Origin of the sequence: Pseudomonas macauensis (genome assembly GCF_047902425.1) — a bacterium.
Taxonomy (GTDB): Bacteria; Pseudomonadota; Gammaproteobacteria; order Pseudomonadales; family Pseudomonadaceae; genus Pseudomonas.
This window is the reverse complement of sequence record NZ_CP138377.1, coordinates 621,784-635,533: the sequence shown is the minus strand read 5'-3', so window position 1 is coordinate 635,533 and position 13,750 is coordinate 621,784. Positions and strand designations below refer to the sequence as shown.

Sequence of the window (13,750 nt, the reverse complement as noted above, 5' to 3'; positions counted from 1 at the left end):
CATTCTATTCAAACTATTGAGGGCTTGCAACGCTTTTGCATGGCATTGTTTGTTTTTGCAGTTCAGGGAAATCCGGAGCCAATTGGCGCACCAGGGAATCGTCCACCAGGCGACTGCTATCGGGGGCGACCTGCACCCAATAATCGTGCTGCGAGCGCGCCAGTTCGCGGATCAGCGCGTCATAGCCTGCCGACTTCAGGCGCTCCACGATACTGTCCGCGGAGTCCTTGCGTTGAAAGATCCCTAGCGAGATGCCATCCGCCAGGTCACCCTCAGTAATGATGTAGCTGTCGATCTTTCGCGCCTGCAGCTCGCGCAGCTGCCACAGCGATGCCTGACGTGAAGCCAGGGGCGGCAGATATACCCAATAATCCATACCGGCAGCCGCATCCACCGTCTGCACCGACGCCTGCACATCCAGACTGATAAGTCGCTGCGCCAGCAGCCGGGCGCGCTCCTCGGCCGGGAAGCTCCCCAGGAACAGGCAGGCCGACGCCGGGGCCGCCGGCTTTTCATCAGCCTGCCGGCGCTGGGGCGCCTCGCTCGACTCGCTCAGCAGGCGAATATTCTTCTGCTCACTATGGAACAGACTCAGGGGCGCAACTTCCTTGGGACGGAGCGGCGCCTGCTGCTGATGCCATACGTAATAAAAGACGTTCAATGCCAACAGGAACAGAAAGAACCAACGCATCAATCAGACTCACTCAATCGGGCAGGCGAGCGCCAGGCCGAGAAACACCAGATCCGGAAGCACCACGGCGCGCGCAAGCTCGTCCTTCACCAGCTCGGCATCCCCCCCGGTGAGGTACACCGCACATTCGTCGCCCAGCAGTTGGCTGGCCAGGGCGCATTGTTCGCGCACGAAACCCCGAAGCATCAGAACGCAACCACGCTCCACCGCTTCAGAGGTTTCCTGACCCGGCAACAGATTCTGCAACGCCTCATGGGCCGCCTCATCGTCATAGCGAATACGGCGTGTATGCGTCCGCAACTGGCTACGCATCAGCGGCATCCCAGGGGCGATGTAACCGCCCATGTGGCGCCCGGAGGCATCAACCAGATCGGAAGTCACCGCGGTGCCCAGATCGATCACCAGACAACCACGCCCCGCCAGACAATGCCCTGCCACCAGTGCAAGCCAACGATCCATACCCAGACGCTGGTATTCGCGATAGCCGTTCACGACGCCAGCGAGCTCTTTCGCCGGCGCGGCAACCTGGACTGAGACGGGAAACGCATTTTCGAGCGAGCTGCGCAGCGCCTCGGTTTCCTGCTCACTGCGCACACTCACCATGCGGCAATAGCGAATATCCAGAGCGCCGTTTGCCTGCAACTGTGCAAGCAGCGCCGGATCAGAATCGGCCACGCCCCCGGCAACAGTCACCAGATCGTGTTTTCTGACCACACGCCACTTGATCAGGCTATTACCGCAATCCAATTCAAGAATCATCAGACAACCTCAGGCTCAGCTCGCCTCCGCTGTAACGCTGCTCCTGCCCATCGACCAGAAGGCGCAAAGCGCCTCGCTCATCGATGCCCAACGCGCGCCCAACGATATTATTGGCGGCAGTGGATAGCATGACCTGCTTCCCCTGCCAAAGATGAAGAGACTCCCACTCCTCGAGGCTGGCAGAGAAACCTTGCTCGCGGTGGCGGGAAAGCACCTGGGCAAGCTCCAACTCCAACTCTGCGAGCAGCGCATTACGATCGAGCAACACACCCAGCGCCTCACGCAGCGACGTCCAGGGCTGATCAATAGTCTCGGCTTTGCGCATATTCACATTGATGCCGATACCAATGGCGACGCTGCAGATATCGGCGGGATCTCCCGTGAGCTCCAGCAGTATGCCGGCGATCTTCCTGCCGCCGACCAGGACGTCGTTGGGCCACTTGAGCCCGACATCGGCAACACCCAGGGAGCGAATGGCGCGCGCAACAGCAAGCCCTACCACAAGGCTCAGCCCTTCGAGCTCCTTCGCGCCACCTCGAACAGCAATGCCAAGGGTGTAATAGATGTTGGCACCGAATGGGCTTTCCCACTGACGCCCACGCCGGCCGCGGCCGGCGGTTTGGCGCTCCGCCAGAATAGCGAACGGCGCAGCCGCGCCCGCGGCTAGGCGCCGCAGCACTTCAGCGTTGGTGGAGTCGATGGAGAAAAGCACATCCAGCGGCCAGGGGCCGAAGCCCTGCCTGGGCGCGATGATGCTCAGTGGCTCTTCCAGGCGATAGCCACGACCGCGCACTCTCTGCACGACCATCCCGTAGTCGCGCTCGAGACCTTCGAGGCGTTTCCAGACGGCACTTCGGCTTACCCCGAGCAGAGCACCGAGCTCTTCTCCTGAATGGAAGCGGCCATCGCTCAGCAATGTCAGCAAGGTCTGCATATCACCCCCGCAATATTCAGGCACGCATCATATAGAGGCATGCCGGACTTGCCTATGCAGCAAAACACCGGTTTTCCCGCGCGCAAAAGCAAAGCCCCCGGCCAGCTTTCGCTAACCAGGGGCTTTGGGATAGGCGCTTGACGATGACCTACTCTCACATGGGGAAACCCCACACTACCATCGGCGATGCGTCGTTTCACTGCTGAGTTCGGGATGGGATCAGGTGGTTCCAACGCTCTATGGTCGTCAAGCAATTCTTTAGGACGCTCGTGGCATTCGCACACGCTCATCCAGATTCGGGTATGTGACAGTCATTTGCGGTTCACACGAACTTTCGGTTCGTCGACTTCACCATCGAACACACAAATTGTTTGGGTGTTATATGGTCAAGCCTCACGGGCAATTAGTATCGGTTAGCTCAACGCCTCACAGCGCTTACACACCCGACCTATCAACGTCGTAGTCTTCGACGGCCCTTCAGGGGAATCAAGTTCCCAGTGAGATCTCATCTTGAGGCTAGTTTCCCGCTTAGATGCTTTCAGCGGTTATCTATTCCGAACATAGCTACCCGGCAATGCCACTGGCGTGACAACCGGAACACCAGAGGTTCGTCCACTCCGGTCCTCTCGTACTAGGAGCAGCCCCTCTCAAATCTCAAACGTCCACGGCAGATAGGGACCGAACTGTCTCACGACGTTCTAAACCCAGCTCGCGTACCACTTTAAATGGCGAACAGCCATACCCTTGGGACCGGCTTCAGCCCCAGGATGTGATGAGCCGACATCGAGGTGCCAAACACCGCCGTCGATATGAACTCTTGGGCGGTATCAGCCTGTTATCCCCGGAGTACCTTTTATCCGTTGAGCGATGGCCCTTCCATACAGAACCACCGGATCACTAAGACCTACTTTCGTACCTGCTCGACGTGTCTGTCTCGCAGTCAAGCGCGCTTTTGCCTTTATACTCTGCGACCGATTTCCGACCGGTCTGAGCGCACCTTCGTACTCCTCCGTTACTCTTTAGGAGGAGACCGCCCCAGTCAAACTGCCCACCATACACTGTCCTCGATCCGGATGACGGACCAGAGTTAGAACCTCAAGCATGCCAGGGTGGTATTTCAAGGTTGGCTCCACGCAGACTGGCGTCCACGCTTCAAAGCCTCCCACCTATCCTACACAAGCAGGCTCAAAGTCCAGTGCAAAGCTACAGTAAAGGTTCACGGGGTCTTTCCGTCTAGCCGCGGATACACTGCATCTTCACAGCGATTTCAATTTCACTGAGTCTCGGGTGGAGACAGCGCCGCCATCGTTACGCCATTCGTGCAGGTCGGAACTTACCCGACAAGGAATTTCGCTACCTTAGGACCGTTATAGTTACGGCCGCCGTTTACCGGGGCTTCGATCAAGAGCTTCGCTTTCGCTAACCCCATCAATTAACCTTCCGGCACCGGGCAGGCGTCACACCCTATACGTCCACTTTCGTGTTTGCAGAGTGCTGTGTTTTTAATAAACAGTCGCAGCGGCCTGGTATCTTCGACCGACATGGGCTTACGCAGTAAATGCTTCACCCTCATCGGCGCACCTTCTCCCGAAGTTACGGTGCCATTTTGCCTAGTTCCTTCACCCGAGTTCTCTCAAGCGCCTTGGTATTCTCTACCCGACCACCTGTGTCGGTTTGGGGTACGGTTCCTAGTTACCTGAAGCTTAGAAGCTTTTCCTGGAAGCATGGCATCAACCACTTCATCATCTAAAAGACGACTCGTCATCAGCTCTCGGCCTTGAACACCCGGATTTGCCTAAGTGTTCGGCCTACCACCTTAAACTTGGACAACCAACGCCAAGCTGGCCTAGCCTTCTCCGTCCCTCCATCGCAGTAACTAGAAGTACAGGAATATTAACCTGTTTCCCATCGACTACGCTCTTCAGCCTCGCCTTAGGGACCGACTAACCCTGCGTCGATTAACGTTGCGCAGGAACCCTTGGTCTTTCGGCGTGGATGTTTTTCACACCCATTGTCGTTACTCATGTCAGCATTCGCACTTCTGATACCTCCAGCAAGCTTCTCAACTCACCTTCACAGGCTTACAGAACGCTCCTCTACCGCGCATCTTGCGATGCACCCGTAGCTTCGGTGTGTGGTTTGAGCCCCGTTACATCTTCCGCGCAGGCCGACTCGACTAGTGAGCTATTACGCTTTCTTTAAAGGGTGGCTGCTTCTAAGCCAACCTCCTAGCTGTCTAAGCCTTCCCACATCGTTTACCACTTAACCACAACTTTGGGACCTTAGCTGACGGTCTGGGTTGTTTCCCTTTTCACGACGGACGTTAGCACCCGCCGTGTGTCTCCCACGCTGACACTTCCAGGTATTCGGAGTTTGCATCGGTTTGGTAAGTCGGGATGACCCCCTAGCCGAAACAGTGCTCTACCCCCTGGAGTGATACGTGAGGCGCTACCTAAATAGCTTTCGAGGAGAACCAGCTATCTCCGAGCTTGATTAGCCTTTCACTCCGATCCACAAGTCATCCCCTACCTTTTCAACGGGAGTGGGTTCGGTCCTCCAGTCAGTGTTACCTAACCTTCAACCTGCTCATGGATAGATCGCCCGGTTTCGGGTCTATACCCAGCGACTAAATCGCCCTATTAAGACTCGCTTTCGCTACGCCTTCCCTATACGGTTAAGCTCGCCACTGAATATAAGTCGCTGACCCATTATACAAAAGGTACGCAGTCACCTAACAAAGTAGGCTCCCACTGCTTGTACGCATACGGTTTCAGGTTCTATTTCACTCCCCTCTCCGGGGTTCTTTTCGCCTTTCCCTCACGGTACTGGTTCACTATCGGTCAGTCAGTAGTATTTAGCCTTGGAGGATGGTCCCCCCATATTCAGACAAAGTTTCTCGTGCTCCGTCCTACTCGATTTCACTTCAAAGAACCTTTCACATACGGGGCTATCACCCACTATGGCCGCACTTTCCAGAGCGTTCTGTTAGATTCAAAGAAGCTTAAGGGCTAGTCCCCGTTCGCTCGCCACTACTAAGGGAATCTCGGTTGATTTCTTTTCCTCAGGGTACTTAGATGTTTCAGTTCCCCTGGTTCGCCTCTTGCACCTATGGATTCAGTACAAGATACCTAGGTTATCCTAGGTGGGTTCCCCCATTCAGAGATCTCCGGATCAAAGTCTGTTTGCCGACTCCCCGAAGCTTATCGCAGGCTACCACGTCTTTCATCGCCTCTGACTGCCAAGGCATCCACCGTATGCGCTTCTTCACTTGACCATATAACCCCAAGCAATCTGGTTATTGTCTCGAACGTGAAGACGACATTCGCCGAAAATTCGCGCTTGAACTCGCAAATTTTACCTTGACTTGAATAATCACCAGTGAAAGAGATTATTCAGTCTACTTCTATCACATACCCAAATTTTTAAAGAACAGTTCTGGCACAAAGTCCAGACAGCAAGGTTCGTTACACCGAACATTCCTGTCTGAGCTTTCGACGATTTAGAGATGGTGGAGCCAAGGAGGATCGAACTCCTGACCTCCTGCGTGCAAAGCAGGCGCTCTCCCAGCTGAGCTATGGCCCCATCGGATCAGCAGCACACCACAACAATTGGTGGGTCTGGGCAGATTCGAACTGCCGACCTCACCCTTATCAGGGGTGCGCTCTAACCAACTGAGCTACAGACCCAATCGTCTAACCAGTGAATCAAGCAATTCGTGTGGGAGCTTATGAAGAAGCTGCGATCTTCGATTAAGGAGGTGATCCAGCCGCAGGTTCCCCTACGGCTACCTTGTTACGACTTCACCCCAGTCATGAATCACTCCGTGGTAACCGTCCCCCTTGCGGTTAGACTAGCTACTTCTGGAGCAACCCACTCCCATGGTGTGACGGGCGGTGTGTACAAGGCCCGGGAACGTATTCACCGTGACATTCTGATTCACGATTACTAGCGATTCCGACTTCACGCAGTCGAGTTGCAGACTGCGATCCGGACTACGATCGGTTTTGTGGGATTAGCTCCACCTCGCGGCTTGGCAACCCTCTGTACCGACCATTGTAGCACGTGTGTAGCCCTGGCCGTAAGGGCCATGATGACTTGACGTCATCCCCACCTTCCTCCGGTTTGTCACCGGCAGTCTCCTTAGAGTGCCCACCCGAGGTGCTGGTAACTAAGGACAAGGGTTGCGCTCGTTACGGGACTTAACCCAACATCTCACGACACGAGCTGACGACAGCCATGCAGCACCTGTGTTCCGATTCCCGAAGGCACCCTCGCATCTCTGCAAGGTTCCGGACATGTCAAGGCCAGGTAAGGTTCTTCGCGTTGCTTCGAATTAAACCACATGCTCCACCGCTTGTGCGGGCCCCCGTCAATTCATTTGAGTTTTAACCTTGCGGCCGTACTCCCCAGGCGGTCGACTTATCGCGTTAGCTGCGCCACTAAAATCTCAAGGATTCCAACGGCTAGTCGACATCGTTTACGGCGTGGACTACCAGGGTATCTAATCCTGTTTGCTCCCCACGCTTTCGCACCTCAGTGTCAGTATCAGTCCAGGTGGTCGCCTTCGCCACTGGTGTTCCTTCCTATATCTACGCATTTCACCGCTACACAGGAAATTCCACCACCCTCTACCGTACTCTAGTCAGGCAGTTATGGATGCAGTTCCCAGGTTGAGCCCGGGGATTTCACATCCATCTTACCAAACCACCTACGCGCGCTTTACGCCCAGTAATTCCGATTAACGCTTGCACCCTTCGTATTACCGCGGCTGCTGGCACGAAGTTAGCCGGTGCTTATTCTGTTGGTAACGTCAAAACAGCAAGGTATTAACTTACTGCCCTTCCTCCCAACTTAAAGTGCTTTACAATCCGAAGACCTTCTTCACACACGCGGCATGGCTGGATCAGGCTTTCGCCCATTGTCCAATATTCCCCACTGCTGCCTCCCGTAGGAGTCTGGACCGTGTCTCAGTTCCAGTGTGACTGATCATCCTCTCAGACCAGTTACGGATCGTCGCCTTGGTAGGCCTTTACCCCACCAACTAGCTAATCCGACCTAGGCTCATCTGATAGCGCAAGGCCCGAAGGTCCCCTGCTTTCTCCCGTAGGACGTATGCGGTATTAGCGTTCCTTTCGAAACGTTGTCCCCCACTACCAGGCAGATTCCTAGGCATTACTCACCCGTCCGCCGCTGAATCATGGAGCAAGCTCCACTCATCCGCTCGACTTGCATGTGTTAGGCCTGCCGCCAGCGTTCAATCTGAGCCATGATCAAACTCTTCAGTTCAATACTGCTTGGGTTTTGCGAAAACCCTAAACTTGGCTCAGCAATCGCATGCTCTATTTAAAGAGCTAAAACTCTCGAATTCACGAGTGTTACTTGCGTTGCTGATAATCAGTCGATCATCAGTCTTACATCACAAGCACCCACACGAATTGCTTGATTCGACTTGTTAAAGAGCAGTTGGTCAAGGCTTTCGTCTCAACCGAGGCGCGCATTCTACAGCAGCACCTCATCTTGTCAAGCGTTGTTTTCGAAAATTTTCTTTTCTACTCAACCGCTTGCGCTTCGGAGAAGGAAACCTTCTCACCAGCGGGAGGCGCATTCTACAGTGATCAAACTCACTGTCAAGCACCTCGATGATCTTCTTTTCGACTCACTGCCGGAGCAGCGAATGAACAGTGGCAAGTGATTCACCTGCCGGACCACCACTCTCAGCTTCGAATCTTTGTAAGTGCTTGATTTTCAAGCTCTTTCAGCGCTTCGTCGCTGGGAGTGGTGCGCATTATAGGGACTTAAAAAGACCCGTCAACGACTTTTTTAAACTTTCTTTACTCGGCGACCAGGGTGACACGTGCGAAGGCCTTCTTGCCGGCCTGCAGAACGTGGGTAGCGCCGATCTTGAAGACAAAGCTGCGATCCACGACTTCGCCGTCCACACGCACGCCGCTGGAAGACAGCAGATCGCGAGCGACTGCGGAGTTCTTCACCAGGCCAGCCTTATTAAGGACTGCGCCGATCGGCAGGTCTTCGGCCGCAGCGACTTCCACTTCCGGCAGGTCTTCCGGCAGCTCGCCCTCCTTCAGACGGTTACCGGCGGACTTGTGCGCCGAAGCGGCAGCCTCTTCGCCATGGAAGCGAGCAACGATTTCCTCGGCCAGCTTGATCTTGATGTCGCGCGGGTTGGCGCCTGCCTCTACATCCTTCCTGAAGCCTTCGATCTCTTCCATGGAGCGGAAGCTCAGCAGCTCGAAGTAACGCCACATCAGGGTGTCCGGGATGGAGACCAGCTTGCTGTACATGACGCCCGGCGCTTCCTGGATGCCGATGTAGTTGCCCAGGGACTTGGACATCTTCTTCACGCCATCCAGACCTTCCAGCAGCGGCATGGTCAGGATGCACTGCGGCTCCTGATCGTACGCACGTTGCAGCTCACGCCCCATCAGCAGGTTGAACTTCTGGTCGGTGCCGCCAAGCTCCACGTCCGCGCGCAGCGCTACCGAGTCGTAGCCCTGAACCAGCGGATAAAGGAACTCGTGAATGGCGATGGACTGGTTGTTGGCATAGCGCTTGCTGAAATCATCGCGTTCCAGCATACGGGCAACAGTGTACTGGGAAGCCAGGCGAATGAAGTCAGCGGGGGAAAGCTGGTCCATCCAGGTGGAATTGAAGGCCACTTCGGTCTTCGCGGGGTCGAGGATCTTGAAAACCTGTGCCTTGTAGGTCTCGGCGTTCTCGAGAACCTGCTCGCGAGTGAGGGGAGGACGGGTAACACTTTTCCCACTGGGGTCACCGATCATCCCAGTGAAGTCACCGATCAGGAAGATCACCTGATGCCCCAGATCCTGGAACTGGCGCAGCTTATTAATTAGAACGGTGTGACCGAGGTGCAGATCGGGGGCGGTCGGGTCGAAGCCGGCCTTGATACGCAGGGGCTGGCCGCGCTTGAGCTTTTCGATCAGCTCGGCCTCCACGAGAATTTCGTCCGCTCCGCGCTTGATCAGCGCCAGCTGCTCTTCGACCGACTTCATTGCAGTTTCCTGTACGTTGCGAATTGCGAAAGGGAACCAACGATACAAGAACAGGCACTAAAAACAAGTTTTGCCCGGCGCCAGAGGACAGGACGTCAGAAGCCCGTCAGCAGGGTTGCCTCTGAAGGAATTTGGTTATATTTTAGGCAGTTATTTCACATTCCCAAAACACCACTCACGCCATGACGCAATCCGATCAGAAAGCGCCGTACTACCCGAAGAGCCATCTACTGGCCGCAAGCGGTGTAGCAGCGCTCCTCAGCCTGGCTCTGCTGGTGTTCCCCTCGGCCGAGGTCGAGGCGAAGAAGACCACGCTCAATCTGGAGCTGGAGAGCGGCACAGACCGCATCATTCAGGAAAAAGACGATCTTCGACCCAACCCGGTCACGGAAGACGACGGCTCTTCTCCCTTTGCACAGATAGAAGGTTCGTCCGATAACCAGAACAGCGCCGGAAAAGACGCGGAAAAGAAGAACGATCTCGCCGACTCGAGTAAACAAGCCTCCCCCTCCGCCCCCGCAGAGCCTGCGTGGAAGAGCGTGACCGTGGGCAAGGGCGACACTCTTTCCAACGTGTTCGCGAAGGCCGGCCTGCCGGCGAACGTCGTGCACGACATGCTTGCCGCCAACAAGGACGCCAAGCAGTTCACTCGTCTCGATGTCGGCCAGGACGTGGATTTCCTCATTGACGCCAAGGGCGACCTGCAGGGCCTGAAGGTCAAGCGCAGCGACATGGAGACCATCAGCCTGAGCAAGTCCGCCAAGGGGTATGACTTCAAGCGCGACCTGGTCAAACCGTCGGTGCACGCCAACTACGCCCACGGCCGCATCGACAGTTCGCTGTTCGCCGCCGGCAAGAACGCAGGCCTGTCCCACGACCTGATCATGTCGATGGCCAACATCCTCGGCTACGACATCGACTTCGCCCAGGATATTCGCGAAGGCGACGAGTTCGATGTGATCTACGAATCCCAGCAGGTGAACGGTAAGCAGGTCAACACCGGAAGCATCCTCGCTGTCCGCTTCGTCAACCGCGGCAAGGAATACACCGCGGTGCGCTACACCACCAAGCAGGGCAACACCAGCTACCTGCGCGCCGACGGCAGCAGCATGCGCAAGGCGTTCATCCGAACTCCGGTGGACTTCGCCCGCATCAGTTCGCGCTTCTCGATCGGGCGTTTCCACCCCATCCTGAACAAGATTCGTGCACACAAGGGCGTGGACTACGCGGCGCCCATCGGCACGCCGATCAAGGCTACCGGCGACGGCAAGATCCTCGAAGCCGGCCGCAAGGGCGGTTACGGCAACGCCGTCGTGATCCAGCACGGCCAGCGCTATCGCACCGTGTACGGCCACATGAGCCGCTTCGCCAAGGGCATCCGCTCCGGTGTAGCGGTGAAGCAGGGCCAGATCATCGGTTACGTTGGCATGACCGGCCTGGCCACCGGCCCGCACCTGCATTACGAGTTCCAGGTCAACGGCCAGCACGTCGATCCGCTGAGCGCCAAACTGCCGACGGCCGACCCGCTGAGTGGTCCGGAACGCAAGCGCTTCCTCGCTCAGACCCAACCGCTGATCGCTCGCATGGACCAGGAGAAGGCAACCTTCCTGGCCCTGAACAAGCGCTGAGCCATGCCGCTCTATCTTGGGGTGATGTCCGGCACCAGTCTCGACGGACTGGACATCGCCCTGATCGAGCAAGGCGAGCAGACCACGCTGCTCGCGTCCCATTACCTCCCCATGCCGCCAGCTCTTCGCGCCGACCTCCTGTCGCTCTGCTCCTCCGGCCCTGACGAAGTCGCCCGCTCCGCCCTCGCGGAAAACAACTGGGTTCGCCTGGCGGCCCAAGGCATCAACGAACTCCTGGCCCGCGAAACGCTGGATGCCAGTGCGATTCGCGCCATCGGCAGCCACGGCCAGACCATTCGCCACGAGCCGCATCTGGGCTTCACCGTACAGATCGGCAATCCGGCACTGCTCGCCGAGCTGACCGGTATCGATGTGGTGGCTGACTTCCGTCGTCGCGATGTCGCTGCCGGCGGCCAGGGTGCGCCCTTGGTCCCGGCCTTCCACCAGGCCTTGTTCGGCAGCGACAGCCGCGAGTGCGCGATCCTCAATGTCGGCGGCTTCAGCAACGTCTCCCTGCTCAGCCCCGGCAAGCCCGTCCGTGGGTTCGACTGCGGCCCGGGCAATGTGCTGCTGGATGCCTGGATTCAGGAACAACGCGGCGAAGCCTACGATCGTGATGGCGCGTGGGCAGCCAGCGGCAGTATCGACCAGTCTCTGCTACGGGTGATGCTGGCGGACGACTTCTTTGCCGCGAAGGGCCCGAAGAGCACCGGCCGCGAACGCTTCAACCTGAACTGGCTGACATCGCTGCTGGCCAATCACGGCCCGGTAAAAGCCGAAGATGTGCAGGCGACCCTGCTGGAGCTGACGGCACACAGCATTGCTGCCGCGCTTCTGGATGCGCAGCCGGGCTGCGAGGAAGTGGTGGTCTGTGGTGGTGGAGCGTTCAACACCACCCTTATGCAACGCCTGGCCGCGCATATGCCTGGCGCAGACGTGATCAGCAGCATCGACCGCGGCGTGCCGCCGGAGTGGATGGAAGCCATGGCCTTCGCCTGGCTGGCCCATCGATTCCTCGAGCGCCTGCCCGGCAACTGCCCGGAGGTCACCGCCGCCCGGGGGCCTCGCATTCTAGGCGCGCTCTACCCTGCCTGAACCGACTGCACAAACAAAAACGCCGCGCTATTGCGCGGCGTTTTCATTACTACGGCATCAGATCGAGAAGGACTGGCCGCAGCCACAGGTGGTCGCTGCGTTCGGGTTCTTGATAACGAACCGCGAACCTTCGAGGCCTTCCTGGTAGTCCACTTCCGCACCGGCGAGGTACTGGAAGCTCATCGGATCGACCACGAGGCTGACGCCGTCGCGCTCGACGATGGTGTCGTCGTCCGCGGTGTCCTCATCGAAGGTGAACCCGTACTGGAAGCCCGAGCAGCCACCGCCCGTGACGAACACCCGCAGCTTCAGACGCGGATTGCCTTCTTCGTCGATCAGGTTCTTCACCTTGTTTGCAGCGCCGTGGGAAAACACCAGCGGGGTGGGGGTGAAGGTTTCGATGGTCATGGTGACAACTCTCCCGGCCGAGGCCGTACGTTACAACATTGCGGGCTATTATCCGCTTACCCCAGAAAAACGGTCAACTAATCCAACTCATCCTTTGGTCCAGATCAATCGGCTGCTTTCCGGGGCAATCCGTCCTTACGGCAGCAGCGCGACGTTGGACAGGCCCATGTGCTCGTCCAGGCCGAACAGGATGTTCATGTTCTGGATCGCCTGGCCGGATGCGCCCTTCACCAGGTTGTCGATCACCGACAGGATCACCACCAGGTCGCCACCCTGCGGACGGTGCACGGCGATGCGGCAAACGTTGGCGCCGCGCACGCTGCGGGTTTCCGGATGGCTGCCGGCCGGCATCACGTCGACGAACGGCTCGTTGGCGTAGCGCTCTTCATAGAGCTTCTGCAGGTCCACGCCACGGTCGGCGACGCGGGCATACAGGGTCGCGTGGATACCACGGATCATCGGGGTCAGGTGCGGTACGAAGGTCAGGCCGACATCGCCTTTCGCTGCACGACGCAGGCCCTGGCTGATCTCCGGCAGGTGACGGTGGCCCTTGACCGAGTAGGCCATCATGCTCTCGCCGGCCTCGCAGAACAGCGAGCCGACCTTGGCGCCACGGCCGGCGCCACTGACGCCGGACTTGCAGTCGGCGATCAGCTGGCTGGCATCGGCCAGACCGTTTTCCAGCAGCGGGATGAAACCGAGCTGGGTGGCGGTCGGATAGCAGCCGGGCACGGCGATCAGGCGCGCTGACTTGATGGCCTCGCGATTCACTTCCGGCAGGCCGTAGACGGCTTCGGGCAGCAGTTCGGGCGCGCCATGAGGCTGGCCGTACCACTTGGCCCACTCTTCGGCGTCCTGCAGGCGGAAGTCCGCGGACAGGTCGATCACCCGGGTGCCGGTGGCCAGCAGCTCGCCGGCCAGGGCATGAGCGACGCCATGAGGCGTGGCGAAGAACACCACGTCACACTCGCCCAGGCGCTTCACGTCCGGCACGCTGAACGCCAGGCCGTCATAGTGGCCTCGCAGGTTCGGGTACATATCGGCGACTTTCACGCCCTCCTCGGAACGCGAGGTAATCACCTCGACGTGCGCCTGGGGATGCTGTGCCAGCAGGCGCAGCAGTTCCACGCCCGTATAACCCGTACCACCTACGATACCGACCTTGATCATCTACCTGTCACTCCACCTATGGGGCCAAATTCAG

At 57.8% G+C, this 13,750-nt stretch carries 8 protein-coding genes, 2 tRNA genes and 3 rRNA genes; 2 read left to right on the top strand and 11 right to left on the bottom strand.

The features are described from left to right. Positions 1-13: 13 nt before the first annotated feature. The 9 genes from SD196_RS02935 to tyrS all read right to left on the bottom strand — a co-directional run bounded on the left by SD196_RS02935 (position 14) and on the right by tyrS (position 9,415). On the bottom strand, positions 14-691 hold the full coding sequence (locus SD196_RS02935) for an SPOR domain-containing protein (protein WP_275609976.1): 678 nt from the start codon (positions 689-691) through the stop codon (positions 14-16). Between the two features lie 9 nt (positions 692-700). Beyond that, positions 701-1,450: a pantothenate kinase gene (locus tag SD196_RS02930; protein ID WP_275609975.1), complete on the bottom strand. Its 750-nt coding sequence runs from the start codon at positions 1,448-1,450 to the stop codon at positions 701-703. Beyond that, positions 1,440-2,384 (bottom strand): bifunctional biotin--[acetyl-CoA-carboxylase] ligase/biotin operon repressor BirA, encoded by a 945-nt coding sequence (gene birA / locus SD196_RS02925; protein WP_331320200.1) that lies wholly within the window; start codon positions 2,382-2,384, stop codon positions 1,440-1,442. The genes SD196_RS02930 and birA overlap by 11 nt, the downstream gene beginning before the upstream one ends. Positions 2,385-2,519: 135 nt before the next feature. Next, a 5S ribosomal RNA gene (rrf, locus tag SD196_RS02920) occupies positions 2,520-2,635 on the bottom strand. A gap of 131 nt (positions 2,636-2,766) precedes the next feature. Next, positions 2,767-5,658 (bottom strand): 23S ribosomal RNA (locus SD196_RS02915). Positions 5,659-5,890: 232 nt separating this feature from the next. Then, positions 5,891-5,966, bottom strand: a tRNA-Ala gene (locus SD196_RS02910). Positions 5,967-5,993: 27 nt separating this feature from the next. After that, positions 5,994-6,070, bottom strand: a tRNA-Ile gene (locus SD196_RS02905). A gap of 64 nt (positions 6,071-6,134) precedes the next feature. Further along, positions 6,135-7,670 (bottom strand): 16S ribosomal RNA (locus SD196_RS02900). Together the 16S, 23S and 5S rRNA genes with 2 tRNA genes alongside form the textbook arrangement of a ribosomal RNA operon. Positions 7,671-8,215: 545 nt before the next feature. After that, positions 8,216-9,415, bottom strand: coding sequence for a tyrosine--tRNA ligase (gene tyrS / locus SD196_RS02895; protein WP_370600610.1), 1,200 nt, complete (start codon positions 9,413-9,415; stop codon positions 8,216-8,218). A gap of 182 nt (positions 9,416-9,597) precedes the next feature. On the opposite strand from tyrS, the gene SD196_RS02890 reads away from it, so the two are divergent. Together SD196_RS02890 and SD196_RS02885 are read left to right on the top strand one after the other, a co-directional pair. Further along, the gene (locus tag SD196_RS02890) at positions 9,598-11,043 is read left to right on the top strand and encodes a peptidoglycan DD-metalloendopeptidase family protein (RefSeq protein ID WP_331319956.1); all 1,446 of its coding nucleotides are present in this window, start codon (positions 9,598-9,600) and stop codon (positions 11,041-11,043) included. Positions 11,044-11,046: 3 nt separating this feature from the next. Further along, entirely contained in the window at positions 11,047-12,138 is a 1,092-nt protein-coding gene (locus SD196_RS02885) for an anhydro-N-acetylmuramic acid kinase (RefSeq protein ID WP_275609971.1), read from the top strand. 57 nt (positions 12,139-12,195) lie between these two features. Here SD196_RS02885 and erpA read toward each other — a convergent pair whose 3' ends face one another. After that, on the bottom strand, positions 12,196-12,546 hold the full coding sequence (gene erpA, locus SD196_RS02880) for an iron-sulfur cluster insertion protein ErpA (protein ID WP_275609970.1): 351 nt from the start codon (positions 12,544-12,546) through the stop codon (positions 12,196-12,198). A gap of 135 nt (positions 12,547-12,681) precedes the next feature. Further along, positions 12,682-13,716, bottom strand: a complete 1,035-nt coding sequence (gene argC, locus SD196_RS02875) for an N-acetyl-gamma-glutamyl-phosphate reductase (RefSeq protein WP_275609969.1) — start codon at positions 13,714-13,716, stop codon at positions 12,682-12,684. Positions 13,717-13,750 lie beyond the last annotated feature (34 nt).